Source organism: Streptomyces sp. NPDC054849, assembly GCF_053610945.1.
Map to the genome: position 1 here is coordinate 1 of NZ_JBSGZI010000060.1, position 19,964 is coordinate 19,964.

Consider the following 19,964-nt stretch of genomic DNA (forward strand, 5'->3'; position numbering starts at 1 on the left):
GGCCGGCACCCCGCAGACGGGGTGCCGGCCCTCCGGCGTCAGCTCAGGCCCTGTCTGCGCCGCCGCACGCAGATGCCCCAGGGGATCAGCAGCATCGCCGAGAAGATGATGCCGGCGAGCAGGAGTTGCGCCTGGTCCTGTGGGATCTCCCCCTGGCTGGTCCGGATCACGAAGAGGGCGCTCAGCGCGGTGACGCCGCCCGACAGCAGTGCGGGAATGCCGAGGATCCACAGCAGGGCGGTGAACCAGCCGCGTCTGGGGGGCTCGGCCGGCTTCCGCTCGGCGGGCCGGGGGATGCGGGCCGGGTCGCGGGGCTGCATGCGGATCACGGAGGCGGGCGGGACGCCGGCGTCCAGCGGGGCCAGTTCGGCCGCCGTGATCCCGTACAGGGTCGGTTCCACGGTGAGGTTGAAGCCGTCGTGGCCGACGAGGTGGCGGGCGCCGTCGGGGTAGGCCTGCATCAGGGAGCACGTGGCGTACCGGACGGTGGTGCGACAGCCGGGGCCCGTCAGGCTGATGCCGTCGTCCGCCACGAGCACGGCGAAGCGGGGGTCCTCCAGCGAGGAGTAGCGCCGCCCGGTGACCAGGTCGGGGGACTGGGCGGGCGCGGGCGTGAGGCCGGCCCAGTCCAGCGCCCGGCCCGGTACCTGGACCAGGGCGTTCGCCCACAGCTCCCGTGCGGCGGCCTGGAGGTCGACGACGGTGACCGCCTCGATCTCGGCTCTGGCCTCGGCGACGGTGAGGTGCCGGTGGCGCAGCAACAGGTCCATGGCCTGCGCCGGGAGGTTGGCCGCGGCGGGCTCGGGGATGTCGAACCGGGCCAGCGCGGAGGCCCGTACGGACTTCAGGTCCGCCTCGTCGATGCGGCCGGCCCGCACCTTCGCGAGGACGTCCACGAAGGCGCCGACCATCGCGTCCTGCTTCTCCGGGAGGGCGTCGGCGTACGCGATGACGGTCGCGGAGCCGGTGTCGCGCGGGCTGTACTCGGCGGCCGCGGTGTACGAGTAGCCCCCCTTCTGGCGCAGCGCGCGGAACAGTTCCCTGCCCAGGATCTCGGTGAGCAGGTGAGCCGCGGTCGAACGGGCCACGACCGAGGTCAGCACGAGCCCGCCGGGCTCGCCCTGGAAGTACGCCGGGGTGGCGGGCAGGGCGGAGCTCGGCTCGGGGGTGGGATGCCACCTGCCGGTGGGGAGGGTGAGGTCGAGGCCTTCGGGGAGGGTGTCGCTGGTGATCCACAGGACCGCGTTCTCGGCGGTGAACCGGTCGGCGGCCCAGTCGCGGACGTCATGGACGGTGATCTTGTGGAGGCCGGCCTCGGTGTAGTCGGTGAGGCCGTGGGTGCGGGAGCCGTAGCGCCACAGGGCCATGCCGTGGCCCGGGCCGTGTCCGCGGCCCGCGGCCTCCGTGCGCAGGATCTCCTTCTCGGTCTCCAGCCGGTCCATGGGGAGATCGCGCAGGGCCGCGCAGACACCGTTGAGGTACTCGACCACGTCGGCAGGGGTGCCGGTGACGTGGAAGTGGGTGTACGTGGCGGCGGTGGCGCCGTTGTAGTGCAGGTCGCCGAGGCCGTGCCGGTGCAGGGCGAGGTGTTCGACGAGGTGGGTGATCCCGCTGGTGGCGAGGGTCTCGTCGGCGCGGCCCACGCGGAACAACAGACCCGCGGTGACGGGGCCGGAGCGCGGGGCCAGAAGGGTCCGGATGCCGTTCACGGTGGTGTGCGTGACGCCGTCGGGATCGGTGCCGGCGGTGCCCGCGGTAGTGGCCGCGGTGCGGGTCGCGGAGGTGGCCGTGGTGCTGGTCGCGGTGGTGGTCGCGGGGGTGTCCATGTCGTTGTCGTCCATGTCCGGGCCTCTCAGCCCTTGGCGAGCGCGGTCTTGCGGTGGCGGACGAATTCGGCCTCGTGATCGCCGTTGCCGAGGTAGCCCCACGGGAACTCGCTGGCGCGGTCGCCGAGGGCCCGGAAGTGCGGGGCCGCATCGGCGGGGCGGCCGGCGGCGCTGTGGGCTGCGGCAAAGGCGCTGTGGGCGTTGACCGCGTGGTGGGCGTCGGCCCGGAACGCGGGGTGGAGGACGGACCGCGCGGCGGCGTCGAGCAGTCGGGCGCGGTTGTCCGGTTCGCGCAGATAGCTTTCCGCGACGCGGGTGCCCTGCTTCTCCGCCAGCTCCAGGTACTGCTCCATCTGGGCGATCGCGGTCAGGGCCCCGCCGGGGCCGCCGGCCGGTGAGCTCTTCAGGCACTCCTCGGCGAACCCGTGCGCGGCCTCCCAGGTGCCGCCCCACTTGGGGCAGATCTGCTGGAGCAGCTGTGACTGGCCGCTGTAGTGGTGCGGGTGGTGCTCGGCGAGCCGGTCGTAGCGGCGGCGGGTCTCGCCGAGGCCCAGTTCGAGCCCGCGCGCGGTGATGACGCGCAGGTACCAGGCCAGGGCGTACTCGGGGTACTCGGCGAAGACGTCGATGAGCAGGATCTCGGCGCGCCGCAGGTACGTGTGGAAGTCCTGGAACTGCTGCTTCGACACGTGCTGGGCGCGGTGGCCCGAACGGATGCCCCAGCCGATCTGGATCAGCCGGTCTGCGAACAGCGTTCGTGGCAGCGGATCAACGGTGCGGCGCTCTGCGGCCCCCTGGAGGAAGCCCTCCGAGCCGGCGGTCTCCGCGACGGTCCGGCAGGCGAGGGCGCGGTCGTCCTCGTCGGAGAGCGTGGCGAATCCGGCGGCGGTGGTGTCCCAGTCCTTGCGCCGCACTGCGTTGCGCAGTGCGGCCAAGGAGGGGATGCGGTCGGCGGGTTCGAACACGGGCCGACCGGGAGGTGGGAGAGCTGGCACGGGCGGATCATATGATCGGCGGCGGATCTGGCCGACAGGGGGTTCCCGCCGCCCTCCGGGTCGGTCGTGCCTGATCAGCGCCTCGTGGGCCGTGCCGGACGCCCACCGGGTGGCTTCTGCCGCGCTCAGAGGCGGTGGGCCGCGCCCGCCGGGCTGGCGCCGCGGGTGTCCAGGAGCAGCTGGGCCTTCACGGCCAGGCCTTGCAGGTCGTACGTGCGGTGGTGCTGCAGCAGGATGGTCAGGTCGGCGTTCGCGGCGGCCTCGTACAGCGATTCGGCGCGGGGGACCGGCTGGTCCCTGACGCGCCAGCCCGTGATGTACGGGTCGTGGTAGCTGATGAGCGCCCCCAGGTCGAGGAGGCGGCTGGCGATCTCGCGGGCCGGGGAGCCCTCCTGGTCGGCGAGGTCGGGCTTGTAGGTGACCCCGAGGAGCAGGACCCGGGCGCCGCGGGCGGACTTGCCGTGCTCGTTCAGCAGGGTGGCGGAGCGCTGGATGACGTACTGCGGCATCCGGTTGTTGATCTCCTGCGCCAGGCCGACCATGCGCAGGGGGTGCCCGGGGGTGCGGGTGGTGTGCGGGAGGTAGTTCGGGTCGAGGGGGACGCCGTGGCCGCCGACCCCGGGGCCGGGGCGGAAGGCCTGGAATCCGTACGGCTTGGTCTCGGCGCAGCGGATGACGTCCCACAGGTCGACACCGAGGTCGTGGCAGAGCACGGCCATCTCGTTCATGAGGGCGATGTTGACGTGGCGGTAGTTGGTTTCGAGGAGCTGGACGGTCTCGGCCTCGCGCAGGCCGCGGGCGCGGACCACCTTCTCGGTGAGGCGGGCGTAGAAGGCGTGCGCGGACTCCGTGCAGGCGGGGGTGAGGCCGCCGATCACCTTGGGGGTGTTGGAGATGCCGTGCGTCCGGTTGCCGGGGTCGTGGCGGCTGGGGGAGTAGGCCAGGTGGAAGTCCCGGCCCGCCCGCAGCCCGGAGCCCGCTTCGAGGATCGGGCGGAGGTAGCCCTCGGTGACGCCGGGGTGGGCGGCCGATTCGAGGATCACGGTGGTGTGGGGGCGCAGCCGGGCGGCGAGCGCGCGGCCCGCCTCGCCGACGGCGGAGAGGTCCAGTGCGCGATCGGCGCCGAGCTGGGTGGGGGCGCAGATGACGGCCGTGCGGACCCGGCCGAGCTCGGCGGGGTTGGTGGTGACCCGGAAGCCGGCCGCCGACATGCGGCGGATCTCGGCGGCGGTGAGGGTGGAGTCCGTGACCGGACCGCTGTCGTAGCCGACCGTCTCGATCCCGGCGGCTACGGCCGCCTGGGCGAGAGGGAGGCCGAGATGGCCGAGTCCGATGACGGCGAGATCTGCGGGCATGGGGGTGCCGTCCCTTCCCTGACATGAGGGGGCTGCCGCGCAAGTCCTCCGGGGGGACAGGGGAGCTGGCGCAATGTCAGACTAGGCATATATATGACGGATATGTCGCATTCCGGGGTGATCGCCACCGTTGTGTTGTCCACAGGCGGTGGCTGATGTGGGTGCGGGCGGTCAGAATCGTGGGACGGGGGCATGTGAGCGGGATCTCACCCGCACCAACGGGAGGCAGCCGTGAGGACAGCGACACTGGGGCCGGTGCAGCGGGCCGAGGCCCTCGCCCAGATGGCCGAGCGGGAACTGGACGTGCTCGTGGTGGGCGCGGGCGTGGTCGGCGCAGGCACCGCGCTCGACGCGGCGACCCGGGGCCTGTCGACCGGTCTGGTGGAGGCGCGGGACTGGGCTTCGGGCACCTCCAGCCGGTCGAGCAAGCTGATCCACGGCGGCCTGCGGTACCTGGAGATGCTGGACTTCGCCCTCGTGCGGGAGGCGCTGAAGGAGCGCGGCCTGCTGCTGGAGCGCCTCGCCCCCCACCTGGTGAGGCCGGTGCCGTTCCTGTACCCGCTGCAGCACAAGGGCTGGGAGCGGTTGTACGCCGGCTCGGGCGTCGCGCTGTACGACGCCATGTCGGTCTCCAGCGGACACGGGCGCGGCCTGCCGGTGCACCGTCACCTGTCGCGCAAGCGCGCGCTGCGGGTCGCGCCGGCGCTGCGCAAGGACGCGCTGGTGGGGGCCCTGCAGTACTACGACGCCCAGATGGACGACGCGCGGTACGTCACCACGCTGGTGCGGACGGCCGCGGCGTACGGGGCGCACTGCGCCAACCGGGCGAGGGTCATCGGCTTCCTGCGTGAGGGTGAGCGGGTGGTCGGCGCGCGCGTGCAGGACGTGGAGGGCGGCGGTGAGTACGCCATTCGCGCGAAGCAGGTGGTGAATGCGACGGGGGTGTGGACGGACGACACCCAGGCGCTGATCGGGGAGCGCGGACAGTTCCACGTCCGGGCCTCCAAGGGCATCCACCTGGTCGTGCCGAAGGACCGGATCCATTCGAGCACGGGGCTGATCCTGCGGACCGAGAAGTCGGTGCTGTTCGTCATCCCGTGGGGCCGGCACTGGATCGTGGGGACCACGGACACCGACTGGGACCTGGACAAGGCCCACCCGGCGGCGTCGAGCGCGGACATCGACTACCTGCTGGAGCACGTGAACACGGTGCTGGCGGTGCCGCTGACGCGCGACGACGTCCAGGGTGTGTACGCGGGCCTGCGGCCGCTGCTGGCCGGGGAGTCGGACGCGACGAGCAAGCTGTCACGCGAGCACACGGTCGCTCACCCGGTTCCGGGGCTGGTGGTCGTCGCGGGCGGCAAGTACACGACGTACCGGGTCATGGCCAAGGACGCGGTCGACGAGGCGGTGCACGGGCTGGACCAGCGGGTGGCGGAGTGCGTGACGGAGGACGTGCCGCTGGTGGGGGCGGAGGGGTACCGGGCGCTGTGGAACGGGCGGGCGAGGATGGCGGCCCGGACGGGGCTTCATGTGGTGCGGGTGGAGCACCTGTTGAACCGGTTCGGCTCGCTGGCGGAGGAACTGCTCGACCTGATGGCCGCCGATCCGGGTCTGCGGGAGCCGGTGTCCGGGGCGGACGACTACCTGCGGGCGGAGATCGTGTACGCGGCCTCGCACGAGGGGGCGCGGCACCTGGACGACGTGCTGACGCGGCGGACGCGGATCTCGATCGAGACCTTCGACCGGGGGACGCGGTCGGCCCGGGAATGCGCGGAGTTGATGGCTCCGGTGCTGGAGTGGGACAAGCAGCAGATCGAGAAAGAGGTGGAGCACTACGAGAAGCGGGTCCAGGCGGAGCGGGAATCCCAGCGTCAGCCGGACGACCAGACGGCGGACGCGGCGCGGCTGGGGGCGCCCGACATCGTTCCGTTGTAACTCCGGGATCCGGAAGGGGGAACCGCGGACCCGGGGCGCCCGTCCGTTGCGGAGTGAGGAACAATGAGGGTTCCGCCGGGGTGGGTTACAGCACGCCCCGGCCGCCGGGTCGCTCAGCCGCTGGGGCAGGCGGAGCAGCGGCACGATCGCAGAGGGGACGCATGTCGAAGCCGGAGCACACCGAGTCACCTGCCGGGGCGCCTGCGGCGAAGCCTGACGATGCGACTGCGCCTGCGGCGAAGCCCGGGGCTGCGAAGCCGGGCTCGGGCAAGGGCGCGCCTGCGGCGAAGCCGGGCTTGAGCAAGGGCGCACCCGCGGTCAAGGCTGACGCGGCGAAGCCTGTGGCGAAGTCCGAGTCTGAGGATGCGGAGCCTGCGGTTGCCGTCGAGCCCGAGGACGCGAAGCCTGGGGCTGCGAAGCCGGGCTCGGGCAAGGGCGCGCCTGCGGCGAAGCCGGGCTTGAGCAAGGGCGCGCCCGCGGTGAAGGCTGACGAGGCGAAGGCTGGAGCCGAGCCTGCGGCTGCCGTCGAGCCCGAGGACGCGAAGCCCGGTGCTGAGGATGCGAAGGCTGCGGCTATGAAGCCGGGGCCGGGTGAGGCCGCGTCTGCGGGGGGGCCCGAGGACGCCATGTCCCCGGCCGCCGCGAAGCCCGTATTGAGCAAGGCCCAGCCTGTGGCGACGCCTGTGGCCGAGCCTGCGCCCGTGGCGAAGGCCGTCGTCAATCCCGTGGTCGAGAAGGCGGACGCCATGGCGGCCGCAGTCAAGGCCGCCGCCGCGAAGGCGGCCGCGGACGGGCAGGACGAGGGACGGTTGCTGGCCGGCCGGTACCGGCTGGGGGCTGTGCTCGGCAAGGGCGGTATGGGCACCGTCTGGCGGGCACAGGACGAGACCCTCGGCCGGACGGTCGCCGTGAAGGAGCTGCGCTTCAGCAGCGGGGTCGACGAGGACGAGAAGCGCCGCCTCATCACCCGCACCCTCCGCGAGGCCAAGGCCATCGCCCGGATCCGCAGCGGCGGCGCCGTCACCGTCTACGACGTCGTCGACGAGGACGGCCGGCCGTGGATCGTCATGGAGCTCATCGAGGGCCCCTCGCTCGCCGAGTTCATCCGGGAGAACGGCCCCCTCACCCCGCACCGCGCGGCCGAGGTCGGCCTTGCGATCCTCGACGTCCTGCGTGCCGCGCACGGCCAGGGCATCCTGCACCGCGACGTCAAGCCGTCCAACGTGCTCATCGCCGGCAACGGCCGTGTCGTCCTCACCGACTTCGGCATCGCCCAGGTCGAGGGCGACCCCTCCGTCACCTCCACCGGCATGCTCGTCGGCGCCCCCTCCTACATCTCCCCCGAGCGCGCCCGCGGTCAGAAGCCCGGCCCGCCCGCCGACATGTGGTCGCTCGGCGGCCTGCTGTACGCCTCCGTCGAGGGAGTGCCCCCGTACGACAAGGGGTCCGCCCTCGCCACCCTCACCGCGGTGATGACCGAGCCGGTGGATCCGCCGAAGAACGCCGGACCGCTGACCGAGGTCATCTACGGCCTCCTCGTGAAGGACCCGGCGCACCGCCTCGACGACGCTCGCGCCCGGGCGATGCTCAATGCCGTCCTCGCGGCGCCCGAACCCCAGAAGGCCCCCGTGGCGGCCCCGGCCGCCGAGGAGACCCGGCAGATATCGCTGGCGGACGCCAAGGAGGCCGCGGAGAAGGCATCCGCGGAGAAGGCGGCCGAGAAGGCGGCCAAGAAGGAACGCGAACGACGCGAGCGCGAGCAGCGCGAACGCACCCGCGCCGCGCTGAAGTCTGCCCGCAAGGCGGCGACGGCCGCGGCGGCCACGACGGCCGTCTCGGCCGCGGAGCCGCCGAAGGCCAAGCCGGGCACCGTCGCCGCGCCGCTCACGGACGTCATGCCGCGGCGCACCATTGCGCTGGCGATCGCCGGTGTGGTCGTGGTGCTGGCGGTGGTCGGCTCGCTGATCGCCTACGCATTCAGCGGCGACGGCAAGGGCACCAAGGACGAGGGCAAGGGCGGCCCGACTCCGCCGAGCGCATCGGCCGGGCAGACCCCCGGCGGGACCGCGCAGACCTCTCCGAAGCCCTCCCCGAACACCGGTGAGACGGGCGGCAACGCCAACGGCACCGCCGGTTCCGCGGCCGGTACCGGCGGTCAGCCGGGCGGCCAGGGTCAGCAGACCCCGGGTGCCGGCCAGGGGCAGGGCACCACCTCCGGGGGAGCGGGCGGCGCGCTCCCGGCGGGATACGCCCTGGTGCAGGACTTCGGGTTCCACTTCTCGATGGCGATGCCCGAGGGCTTCAAGCAGCTCGCCATAGCGGGTGAGAACTCCGGCGGCATATACAGCCGTGACGGGGGTTTCCCGCGGATCCAGGTCGACTACACCGCCAAGCCCGGCGACGACGCCCGCGCCGCCTGGGCGGCATCGGTCGCGGCGACGTCGGCGAGCAGCAAGAGCTACCGGCACATCCGGATCGACACGGTGGACTACCGGGGCTACCCGACCGTCGCGGACTGGGAGTTCGAGCGGGAGCAGAAGGGGATCAAGGTCCGGGTGCTCAACCGCGGCTTCAAACTGGACGCGACCCACGGCTACGCGATCATGATCAGCTGCCCCGCCGACCAGTGGGACGGCGCCGAGTGCACGCAGATGCGCGAGGTCGCCTTCCAGACCTTCCAGCCTCTCGGCTGACCTCGGGACGCGGGCGGCCCCGGCGACGTATCGTGGCAGCGGGGCCATTGGGGGGTCCGCCGCACTCGGGGGAGGCGATGTGGAGGAGTACGCGGGCCGGATCCTGGCCAACCGCTACCGTCTGCCGCTGCCGCCGTCCGACGCATACGAGCTGGTCGAGACGCGGGCCTTCGACACCCGCAGCGGTCAGGAAGTCCTGGTGCGGCAGCTGCCGTTACCGGAGGTCGTGGACGCTGAGCTGATGGACGGGCCGCGGGCCGTCCCGGCGGCGCGCCGCTCGCCCGCCGACCTGCCGGCCGTGCGGCGCGCGATCGAGGCGGCGCAGGCGGCGGCCTCGATCCCGGACCATCCCCGGCTGGACCAGGTCTTCGACGTGTTCGCCGAGGGCGAGTCGCTGTGGATAGTGAGTGAACTCGTCCCGGCCAGGCCGCTGGCCGCGCTGATCGCCGATGAACCGCTCAGTCCCTACCGGGCGGCTGAGGTGGCGTCGGACGTACTGACCGCGCTGCGGGTGCTGCACGCGCACGGCTGGACGCACCGGAACATCACCGTCCGGACGGTGCTGGTGTGTGACGACGGGCGGGTCGTGCTGACCGGCCTGGCGGCCGGCGCGGCGGAGGAGGCCCTGTGCGGGTACGACCCCGTGCCGAGCGCCGCGGACTTCGGCGCCGGGGCCGGGTGGGGTACGGCCCCGTCCGCGCCCCCGACTGAGCCTCTGCCTCCGACCCCGGCTCGGACCCCGATCTCGGCTCCGACTTCGACTTCGACTCCCTCTGCGGGCCGGGCCCCGGACCCGGCCGGTGGGGGTTTCACCGCGGGGCCGCTTGCCTCCGGTGGCGTTTCCGGCGCCGGACCGGTGGGCCAGGGGCCGGTCACCGCAGGCGATGAGGCGTGGAACGCGGCCCAGGGCGGCGGCGTCTCCCATACCGGCTCCACGGGCCACGGGCCCGCCAGCGGTGACGAGTTCGGTCGGGGGCCGGAATCCGGTGATCCGGGTACGGACTCCCCTACGGCGTCCTCCCGGTCGGGGATCGAGTATGCGCCGCTCGTGGCTCCGGGGTACGACACCGGCCCGCGGTACAACGACCACATCACCCCCGGACGTCCTGAGGCCCGGCCTGAGGGCCGGCCCGAGGCCCGACCCGAGGCCCGGCTCGAGCTCCAGGCCGCCGCGCGCGCCGGGGCCATCGCCGCCTACCGGGCCGGGGCGCGGGCGGCCGCCGCCCGGGTCACCGAGCAGCGCAAGGCCGGGGCCGGAGCAGGGGCCGACGCCGGTCCCGTGCCGGAGCGCAGGCCGGAGGGGTCGACCCTCCCACAGGGGTACTCGTACCCGTACGGCGGCCCGGAGACCGGCGCCGCCGCACCCTGGCACGGCGCGACGCCCCGCCGCCCGGCCCTGCCCGCGGCCCCCGGAGAGCCCGGCCGGCAGCCTCAGGCGGCGCCACCGACGAAACCGCGGCAGCAGGCCGAAGCACTGCCGGACGGGCAGTCCGCCGTCTGGCGGCAGGGCGAGCCGCAGCCGGACGGGCACGGGGGTGCCTGGCCGCTGCTGGAACCGCAGCCACAGCCACCGCGACAGCCACTCGCAGAAGCACAGCCGCAGCCACCAGCACAGCCGCAGCCACCAGCAGAGCAGCAGCCGTCGGCCGAACCGCAGCCGGCCGCCTGGGAGCAGGCCGATCCGGCGGCGCGGCCCGCGCTGCCCGCCCGACTGGCCCTGCCCCAGGGCTACCGTCAGGCCGAGGACCCGGACCCCGCGGCTGCGCCCGGGGCATTGCGGGCCCCGGGGCAGGCCGAGCGGGACCGCTCGCCCGTGGTACCGCCGCAGCCGTCCGGCCCCGGCCCGTGGGCCGCGGGTCCGCAGCCGCCCGGTACGGGCACCGGGCCGGGCCACGGCCTCGGGCAGGCGGAGTCCCACCGTGCGCCCACGGCGTCGGCGCAGCCGAACGGCGTCCGCGCAGCCTCCGCTGCAGACGGCTGGGCCCGTCCGCGGACCGGGCTGGACGCCGAGCGCGCGCGGCAGACGCGGATGGCCGTCGTCGGGGCCGTCACCGAGCGCTGGGCTCCCGAGCAGGCGGGCCCCGTGCACGGGCACTGGCAGCTCGCGCCGCCGGTGGGGCCGTCCACCGACCTCTGGGCGCTCGGCGCGCTGCTCTACCGGGCCGTGCAGGGGCACGCCCCGTACCCCGAGGACAACGTCGCCGAGCTCGTCGAGATGGTCTGTGCCGAGCCGCCCGCGTTCGCGGAGGAGTGCGGCGCGCTCCGCCCGATCGTGGAGTCGCTGCTGCGCCAGGACCCCACCGAGCGCCCCGACTTCGAGGAGCTCCGCGGCTGGCTGCGTTCGCTCGTACGGTCCGCGCCCGAGCCGGACGCCGGGTTCGGCGTGCTGCCGATGCCGGACGCGGACCCCGCGCGGCTGCCCGTCGTACGCCGCCGCGGCGAGATCCACGGACGGCACCGCAATACCGCGGCCCCCCGCAAGCCGCGCGCCCTCGGCCGGACCCTGCTCATCGGCATCCTGGCCCTCCTCGCCGGGGCCGTCGCGTACGCGATGCTGTTCATGCCCCGGGCGGCCACGCCGGAGGAGCCGGACGACAGCCGTGGGAGCACCGCGCAGGCACCGGCGAAGCCGAATCCCTCCCAGGTCCCCACCGGCACACCGGAGTCCAGGCCGGCGCCCCAGACGACGTCGCCCGCCGCATCGCAGGCCGCGCCCGTCCCCGCCCCGGCCGGCTACACCACCCAGCAGGACCCGGAGCACTTCGAGATCGCCGTGCCCGACGGCTGGGAGCGCCGCGGGATCAACGAGGCAGGTCAGGTGCGTTACACCAACGGGCAGTTCGTGCTGACCGTCGTCCCGGGCCGGGACAAGGTCCAGGGAAATCCGGATCCGGCGGGATACCAGAAGGACAAGGAGCCGGAGCTGACCCCGTACCGCACGTCCACCTGGTCGACCGTCGGCGACGTCAAGACCACCAAGGTCGGCCAGCAGCTGCGTGCGACGGGCCGGTACACCTGGATCGACGGGACCGGTCGCAACGTCTACGCCCGCAACTTCGTCGTCGCGCTGGGGGGCAGCTACCACGTCGTCTTGGTCACGGGTCCGGAGGACGAGCAGTCCAAGGTCACCGAAGTCTTCGAGAAGGCCACGGCGAGTTACAAGTCGGGTGGCTGAGTGGATCCTGACGACTGATCAGTACGGCGATTGCGTCACAGTGCCGTCTTTCGGCGCCCGGGCGGTTACGGCAGCCCCCGTGGGCTCCGTAATCTGGCCTGAAGTGCAGAGAGCGGCGGGATTTCGTGGAACAGCAGACAGGTGGGGGCGCCGTGTTGGCGGGCCGGTACCGGCTCGTCGAGCCGATCGGCCGGGGCGGCATGGGCAAAGTGTGGCGCGCGCATGACGAGCTGCTCCACAGGACCGTCGCCGTCAAGGAACTGACGGCGGGTCTGTACGTCGCCCAGGCCGACCGGGACGTCATGCACGCCCGGACGCAGAAGGAGGCCCGGGCCGCGGCCCGGATCCAGCATCCGGCGGTCGTCACCGTCCACGACGTGCTGGAACACGACGACCGCCCGTGGATCGTCATGGAGTACATCGACGGGCCCTCTCTCGCGGAGGCGGCCAAGGCGGCGGGGCGGATCGAGCCCCGCGAGGCGGCCCGGATCGGCCTGCACGTGCTGGGCGCGCTGCGCGCCGCGCACGCGGTCGGCGTCCTGCACCGGGACGTGAAGCCCGGCAACGTGCTGCTCGCCAAGGACGGCCGGGTCCTGCTCACGGACTTCGGGATCGCCGCGATCGAGGGCGACTCGTCGATCACGCGGACCGGCGAGATCGTCGGCTCCATCGACTACCTGGCCCCCGAGCGGGTCACCGGCGGGTCCCCCGACCCGGCCTCCGACCTGTGGTCGCTCGGCGCCACCCTTTACACGGCGGTGGAGGCCCGCTCGCCGTTCCGCCGTACGTCACCCATCTCCAGCCTGCAGGCCGTGGTGAACGACGAGCCGCCGGCGCTGCGCCAGGCCGGTGCCCTGGGACCGGTGATCACAGCCCTGCTGCGCAAGGATCCCGGGGAGCGGCCCTCGGCCGGGGAGGTCGAACAGCTGCTGCTGGAGGCGATGGAGGGCCGGGAGCCGAAGGCGGCGCAGGCGTACGTGCCGACGCGCGCGGTGACCCAGGACGAACTCGCCCCGGCGCAGGAGCAGCCCGGCGAGCCGGCTCCGCGCGCGGACGCCACACGGACGGCCGCGCTGCCGGACCCCCCGTTTCCCGCGACGACTGCGACGACCGCGGGCAGCGCGGGCACCGCGACCGCTCCTGCCACCTCGGCCACCTCGGCCACCTCGGCCGACCCGGCCCGGGGCTGGCTCAAGCGCGCCGCGGCCGTCGCCCTCGTGGCGGCGCTGCTCGGCGGCGGCGGCGTCTTCGGAGTGCTCAAGTACACCGGGGACACGGAGAGGGGCGGCGGCACGGACAAGAACGCGAGCGCCCCCGACCAGCAGGATCCGGGCGAGGCGGGCGGCCCGCCGCCCGGCTGGACCAAGGTCACCGACCCCATCGGCGGCTTCACCCTGTTCGTCCCGGAAGGCTGGAAGCGCCAGGCGAACGGCGACCAGATCGACTACACCCCGGACGACGGGAAGCACTTCATCCGGATCGCCGCCGACCCCAGCCCGGACTACAAGGACCCGTACGCGCACCTGCTGGACCTGGAGAAGCAGGTGGCGAAGCGGACCGACTACAAGAAGCACCAGCTGAACCAGAACACCTTCCGGGACAGCACCCGGGCCGCGCTCTGGGACTTCAGCTGGACGGAGAAGGTGAACCACCCCGGTCTGCGCCGGGCCAGGGAGCAGATGTACATCGCCCCGGACGAGACCGAGTACGCCATCTACATGTCGAGCCCGGTCGCCGACTGGGACACGACCCGCCAGCAGTTCGACATCGTGCTCAGCGGCTGGGAGCCGCCCGCCGAGAAGCCCTGAAGCCGGCATCGTGCCAGCGATCGCTGGCGGAAATGACAAAATCCGGTTACCGGCGGGTACCCAAAGCCTGTCCGGCGCAATACGCTCACCGGCATGACGGACTCGCAGGCCCCCGCCGCCCCCCTCCGGACCGCACCGCAGCCCACCAACCCGGTCGCCCCGGCACCGGCCGGCGCCCGCACCGCCGCCGACGTGGTCACGCCCGACCTGGTCGCCCGGCTGACCCGCGGAGTCATCGGATCCGGTCGCACCGCCAACCACACCCCCTTCACCGGGGACCGGCTGGCGGAGCTCCCCGAAGCCACCCCGGAGGACGTGGCCGAGGCTTTTGAGCGGGCCCGCGCCGCCCAGCCCGCCTGGGCGGCCGTCCCCGTACGCAAGCGGGCGGCGGTCCTGCTGCGCTTCCACGACCTGGTCCTGGCCCGGCAGGCCGAGGTGCTCGACCTGATCCAGCTGGAGACCGGCAAGGCCCGCCTGCACGCCCACGAGGAGGTCCAGGCGGTCGCCGTCTCGGCCCGCCACTACGGCCGCAGGGCTCCCTGGTACCTGCGCCCCAAGGGCCACACCGGCGCGATGCCCACCCTCACCAAGGTCACCGAGCTGCGCCAGCCGCGCGGAGTCGTCGGCCAGATCGCCCCCTGGAACTACCCGCTGGAGCTCTCCGTCGGCGACGCCCTGCCCGCCTTCGTCTCGGGCAACGCGCTCGTCATGAAGCCCGACACCGAGACCGCGCTGACCGCCCTGTGGGCCCGGGACCTGCTGATCGAGGCCGGGCTGCCCGCCGAGGTCTTCCAGATCGTCCTCGGCGAGGGCCCCGTCGTCGGCCCCGAAGTGGTGCGGCACGCCGACTACGTCTCCTTCACCGGGTCCACCCGCACCGGCCGCGAGGTCGCCCGGGGCGCGGCCGACCGCCTCGTCGGGGTCTCCCTCGAACTCGGCGGCAAGAACGCCATGCTGGTCCTGCACGACGCCGACATGGAGAAGGCGGCCGCGGGCGCCGTCCGCGCCTGCTTCTCCTCCGCCGGCCAGCTGTGCATCTCCATCGAGCGCCTCTACGTCCACGCCTCGATCGCCGACGCCTTCGTCGAGCGGTTCGCCGCCCGCACCAAGGCCATGCGGCTGGGCAGCTCGCTGGCCTACGGCGCCGACATGGGCTCGCTGGTCGGCGAGCGCCAGCTGGAGACCGTGCAGCGGCACGTGGACGAGGCCGTCGCCAAGGGCGCCACCCTCGTCGCCGGCGGCACCGCCCGCCCCGACATCGGCCCGCTCTTCTACGAGCCCACCATCCTCGACGGCGTCGAGGCGCCCATGGCGGTGTGCGGCGAGGAGACCTTCGGCCCGGTCGTCTCGATCTACCGCTTCACCGACGAGGACCAGGCGATCGCCGAGGCCAACGCCACCGCATACGGCCTGAACTCCAGCGTCTGGACCAAGGACTCCCGCCGGGGCCATGCCGTCGCCGCCCGGCTGCGCACCGGCACCGTCAACATCAACGAAGGCTACGCCCCCGCCTACGGCAGCGCCCAGGCGCCCATGGGCGGCATGAAGGACTCCGGCCTCGGCCGCCGCCACGGCTCCGAGGGCATCCTCAAGTACACCGAGGCCCAGACCGTCGCCCACCAGCGGCTGCTCCCGATGGCGCCCACGCTGGGCATGGACGACGAGAAGTACGCGGCGTTCATGACCCGCAGCCTCAAGGTCATGAAGGCTCTCCGACTGCGCTAAGGGGTATTCGTGTCGCACGACGACGCATCCGACGCATCCGACGACGCAGTCGACGGCTCATCCGACGCCGCTTACGACTACGACGTCATCGTCGTCGGATCGGGCTTCGGAGGGTCGGTCTCGGCCCTCCGGCTCACCGAGAAGGGGTACCGGGTCGGCGTCCTGGAGGCAGGGCGCCGGTTCGCCCGCGAGAGTCTGCCGAAGAACAGCTGGGACCTGCGGAACTACCTGTGGGCCCCGGCCCTCGGGCTGTACGGGATCCAGCGGATCCACCTGCTCGGCAACGTGATGGTGCTCGCGGGCGCCGGCGTGGGCGGCGGCTCCCTCAACTACGCCAACACCCTGTACGTGCCGCCCACCGCCTTCTTCGAGGACCGGCAGTGGGCGTCCATCACCGACTGGCGGGACGAACTCGCCCCGTACTACGACCAGGCCAAGCGGATGCTCGGGGTGCGCCTCAACCCGACCATGACCCCCTCCGACGTCCACCTCAAGGCGGCCGCCGAGAAGATGGGCGTGGCCGACTCGTTCCACATGGCCCCGGTCGGCGTGTTCTTCGGCGACGGCGACGACGCCGGGGGAGCGGTCATGGCCCGGCCCGGCGAGGAGGTCCCCGACCCGTACTTCGGCGGCGCAGGCCCGGCCCGCAAGGCCTGCACCGAATGCGGCGAGTGCATGACCGGCTGCCGGCACGGCGCGAAGAACACCCTGAACGAGAACTACCTGCACCTCGCCGAACGCGCCGGCGCGGTCATCCACCCCATGACGACCGTCACCGCGCTCTCCGACCACCCCGAGGGCGGCTACCGCGTCCGCACCGTCCCCACGGACGGCCGCCGCCGGGCCCGGGCGAAGGTGCTGCGCGCCCGGCACGTGGTCCTCGCGGCCGGCACCTACGGCACCCAGACCCTGCTGCACACGATGAAGGACCGCGGCGAGCTCCCGCGCCTCTCGGAGCGGCTCGGCGAGCTGACCCGGACCAACTCCGAAGGCCTGGTCGGCGCGCAGACCGACGACCGCCGCTACCGCAAGCGGCACGGCACGGGCCCCCGGTCACCGCTGGGAGACACTCCCGGGCGGGCCGACTTCACCCGCGGCGTGGCGATCACCTCCTCGGTGCACCCCAACGCCGTCACCCACATCGAGCCCGTGCGCTACGGCAAGGGCTCCAACGCCATGGGGTTCATGACCGTCCTCCAAGTCCCCTACAGCAGGCACCGGGTCCGCGCCTGGCTGGCGAGGACCGCGAAACACCCGGTACAGCTGGCCCGTTCGCTGTCCAACCGGCGATGGTCGGAGCGGACCATCATCGGTCTGGTCATGCAGTCGCTGGACAACTCGCTGACCACGTACCGCAAGCCCGGCGGGATCGGGAAGGGCCTGCTCACCGCCCGCCAGGGCCACGGAGCCCCGAACCCGGTACAGATCCAGGAGGCCACGCAGGCCGCGACCCTGCTGGCCGAGGAGATCAACGGCTTCGCGGGCAGCAACATCGGCGAGCTGATGGGGACGCCGCTGACCGCGCACTTCCTCGGCGGCTGCCCGATCGGGGCGTCCGCGCAGGAGGGCGTGGTGGACCCGTACCACCGGCTCTACGGGCACCCGGGCATCTCGGTGGTGGACGGCTCGGCCGTGTCTGCGAACCTCGGGGTCAACCCGTCGCTGACGATCACGGCGCAGGCGGAACGGGCGATGTCGTACTGGCCGAACAAGGGCGAGCGGGACCCGCGACCCGAGCAGGGGACGGCCTACGTCCGTCTGGAGGCGGTGGAGCCGGCCCGGCCGGCGGTCCCGAAGGAGGCCTTCGGCGCGCTGCGGCTGCCGTTCCTGGCGGTCCCGGAGCTTCCGCCGCGCCAGGCCGCGCCCGCCGAGAGGAAGAATCCGGAACCGGCCGGCTGACAGCGGTGGGTACCGCGCTCCCCCTCCGAGCGCGGTACCCACCGCGGTACATACGTGACAGATGTTCAGCCTTGAAGGTTGTACCGGAATCCCCCGGGTCCGGCTGTGGTGTCGATCACATGGTGAAGTGTGCAACTGCGACTGACGTTCGACGGTCAACGGCTGCATGAGAAAGCGCATCTCGTTGCTGGCTGCCTGTGGCCTCGTGGCCCTGGGGCTGTCCATCACTCCCGCACATGCCGCGGACCCCGACTTCACCCTGGCCGGACCGGCCGGGATCGGCCTGCGCCCGCACCCCGGTCAGGCCGGCGAGCCGCAGAAGACGTCCGTCCAGTTCCGGGTCGTCAACGACTCGGGCAAGGCGTTCGACCGCCAGAGCACCTTCACGATCGACCTGACCGCGCTCAAGGGCATCGCCGACGTCACGCTCGCGCAGCGGCAGGGCTCGGACTGCACGCTCACCGCCGCGGCGGTGACCTGCAAGCGCCGGGCGCTCTGGGCGGGCGAGACCACCGTCGTGGACCTGAACGTCAGCGCCGCCAAGGACGGCAAGGCCGGCGCGACGGCCGACCTGACGCTCACCGGCACCGCGCAGGGTGCCACCTTCAAGGCCGCCACCACCAAGGTGCGCGTCGGCGGCCCCGACCTGGTGATGGAGCCGGCCCGGCTCAAGGCGGAGCAGAAGCCGGGAGACAAGCAGGCCCTGCCGATCGTCTTCGCCAACGAGGGCACCGACTCCGTCCACGGCGTGGTGCTCGAAGTACGTACCACGCACGGCATCGGCCTGGTGGAGCAGTACGACAACTGCTCCTACTCCGAGGACTCGGCCGAGGGCCGGCCGCGGAGCACCGGCTGGAGCACGGTGCAGTGCCTGCTGGAGGGCGAGTACGAGCCGGGCGCGGTCTACGGGCTCGACGGCCCGCTGACCCTCAAGGCCGCCCCGCACGCCTTCCGCGACGGACTGACCTACGCGGTGTACGCGAACGGCGACCAGCCGAAGACCGGAAAGCTCGGCCGGCCCGCCAACGCCAAGAAGCTGACCGTGCAGAAGCGGGCGCCCAAGGTGTCCGTGCGGTCGGGGGACCTGGATCCCTGGAACAACGTCCAGGAGTTCGACTTTGCGACGAAGAACACCGCGGACCTCGTGGCCGCGCCGGTGTCCCTCAGGGGCAAGGCCGGCGAGACCGTGCAGGCCGACCTCGGCTTCCGCAACAACGGCCCCGCGTGGATCGCGTACCTGCGTGCCGATGAGGACGTCGCCCGTACGGACATCGTGATCCCGGCGGGCGCGAGGGTCACGAAGGTGCCGGCCGGCTGCAAGGGGGTCAACGCCGACGGCAGCCACCGCGAGCAGGTCCTGGGGGCGCCGCGCTACTTCTGCTCCACCGGCCACGTCGTCGGGGAGAAGGAGACGTTCGCCTACCCGTTCGAGCTGAAGATCGAGAAGGTCGTGACGGACGCCAAGGGCTCCGTCTCGGTCGGCCAGTGGACCCCGGGGGGCACCCAGGGCCAGCGCTGGGACCCGAACCACGCCAACGACAAGGCGACCTTCGTGATCAACGCGAAGGACGGCGGCGCCACGCCGACCCCGACCACCTCGGCCACGCCGACCCCGACGGCCTCCGCCACCCCGACCACGACCGCGACCCCGACCACGACCGGCTCGGCCACGCCGGGCACCGGCAGCGGCGCAGGGACGAACGGAGGCCTCGCCTCCACCGGCACCTCCGCCGGGACCCTCGCGCTCGGCGGGGCGGTGCTGGTCGCCGCCGGCGGCGCCCTGGTCCTGGCGTTCCGCCGCAAGGCCGCCGGGCGCGCGTAGCCCCGTACGCTCAGCCCCGCGCGCAGCCCCGTACGGGTCGCCGCGGACGCGCGAGCACGCAGAACGGCCGGCCCTGGGCGTCCCCAGGGCCGGCCGTCCTACGGGGTGACCGGGCTGCTGTCCCCTGCCGTCCGGTCACGCGAAGGAGCGAGGTCCCACGACGCACGCTCCACGGGGCGTGCGTCTCATCGCTCCCTGCGGAGCCACGCGTGGTGTTGCGGTTCCGCGGCTGGCTGACGCGGACAACCTCACCAACGAAGGGTCCGGCGGGGCGGTCACGGGCCGGACGGGTGACGAACAACCGTCACACGCGGCCCCGGCACAGCTCCAGCAGGGTCATGGCGAGAGCCGTGCCGGGCTTCCCGAGCGCGTCGCTCCAGTGAGAGAGCACCTCCATCTCGCGGGACAGGTGCACCCGGCGGCCGCCGGAGGCGATCCTGGCGTCCTGGATGACCGTGGAGACGGCCATCCGCTCCTGGATCAGGCCGATGATCCGGTCGTCGATGGCGTCGATGCGCATGCGGGAGTCGGCGATCAGCTGCTCGGGGGTGGTCGTGATCGTGGTCATGTCTCGTCTCCTGTGGGTTGTGCCGACGGGAGCGGAAACGCCGGAGCGCCCCGGTCCTGTCGGACCGGGGCGCTCTGGGAAGTCAGCGGCTCAAGCGAGCATCACGAGGACCCATGGCGACCGGACCGGCCGGTGCCATAGGTAAAGAGGAAGCTCAGCT

Annotated in this window: 11 protein-coding genes; 7 read left to right on the forward strand and 4 right to left on the reverse strand. The window is 73.0% G+C overall.

From position 1 onward, the window contains the following. Nucleotides 1-38: 38 nt before the first annotated feature. The 3 genes from ACWGIF_RS23900 to ACWGIF_RS23910 all read right to left on the reverse strand — a co-directional run bounded on the left by ACWGIF_RS23900 (nt 39) and on the right by ACWGIF_RS23910 (nt 4,176). A complete protein-coding gene (locus ACWGIF_RS23900; RefSeq protein ID WP_453500518.1) occupies nt 39-1,841 on the reverse strand; it encodes a M16 family metallopeptidase in 1,803 nt (600 codons plus the stop codon). A gap of 11 nt (nt 1,842-1,852) precedes the next feature. Beyond that, the gene (locus ACWGIF_RS23905; RefSeq protein WP_453500519.1) at nt 1,853-2,821 is read right to left on the reverse strand and encodes a hypothetical protein; all 969 of its coding nucleotides are present in this window, start codon (nt 2,819-2,821) and stop codon (nt 1,853-1,855) included. 125 nt (nt 2,822-2,946) lie between these two features. Next, the gene (locus ACWGIF_RS23910; RefSeq protein WP_453500520.1) at nt 2,947-4,176 is read right to left on the reverse strand and encodes a nucleotide sugar dehydrogenase; all 1,230 of its coding nucleotides are present in this window, start codon (nt 4,174-4,176) and stop codon (nt 2,947-2,949) included. Between the two features lie 231 nt (nt 4,177-4,407). Between ACWGIF_RS23910 and ACWGIF_RS23915 the strand changes: the two genes are divergently transcribed. The 7 genes from ACWGIF_RS23915 to ACWGIF_RS23945 all read left to right on the forward strand — a co-directional run bounded on the left by ACWGIF_RS23915 (nt 4,408) and on the right by ACWGIF_RS23945 (nt 19,236). Then, nucleotides 4,408-6,114 (forward strand): glycerol-3-phosphate dehydrogenase/oxidase, encoded by a 1,707-nt coding sequence (locus ACWGIF_RS23915; protein ID WP_453500521.1) that lies wholly within the window; start codon nt 4,408-4,410, stop codon nt 6,112-6,114. Between the two features lie 161 nt (nt 6,115-6,275). Then, nucleotides 6,276-8,807 (forward strand): protein kinase domain-containing protein, encoded by a 2,532-nt coding sequence (locus tag ACWGIF_RS23920; protein WP_453500522.1) that lies wholly within the window; start codon nt 6,276-6,278, stop codon nt 8,805-8,807. 79 nt (nt 8,808-8,886) lie between these two features. After that, nucleotides 8,887-11,982, forward strand: a complete 3,096-nt coding sequence (locus tag ACWGIF_RS23925) for a protein kinase (RefSeq protein ID WP_453500523.1) — start codon at nt 8,887-8,889, stop codon at nt 11,980-11,982. A gap of 125 nt (nt 11,983-12,107) precedes the next feature. Next, the gene (locus ACWGIF_RS23930) at nt 12,108-13,790 is read left to right on the forward strand and encodes a serine/threonine-protein kinase (protein ID WP_453500524.1); all 1,683 of its coding nucleotides are present in this window, start codon (nt 12,108-12,110) and stop codon (nt 13,788-13,790) included. A gap of 93 nt (nt 13,791-13,883) precedes the next feature. Beyond that, a complete protein-coding gene (locus ACWGIF_RS23935; protein WP_453500525.1) occupies nt 13,884-15,515 on the forward strand; it encodes a succinic semialdehyde dehydrogenase in 1,632 nt (543 codons plus the stop codon). A 9-nt stretch (nt 15,516-15,524) separates the two neighbouring features. Beyond that, nucleotides 15,525-17,414: a GMC oxidoreductase gene (locus ACWGIF_RS23940; protein WP_453500526.1), complete on the forward strand. Its 1,890-nt coding sequence runs from the start codon at nt 15,525-15,527 to the stop codon at nt 17,412-17,414. Nucleotides 17,415-17,580: 166 nt separating this feature from the next. Beyond that, nucleotides 17,581-19,236, forward strand: a complete 1,656-nt coding sequence (locus ACWGIF_RS23945) for a peptidase (RefSeq protein ID WP_453500527.1) — start codon at nt 17,581-17,583, stop codon at nt 19,234-19,236. Between the two features lie 304 nt (nt 19,237-19,540). Here the strand turns inward: ACWGIF_RS23945 and ACWGIF_RS23950 are convergent, their stop codons facing one another. Continuing rightward, nucleotides 19,541-19,804 (reverse strand): chorismate mutase, encoded by a 264-nt coding sequence (locus tag ACWGIF_RS23950; RefSeq protein ID WP_453500528.1) that lies wholly within the window; start codon nt 19,802-19,804, stop codon nt 19,541-19,543. Between the last annotated feature and the right edge of the window lie 160 nt (nt 19,805-19,964).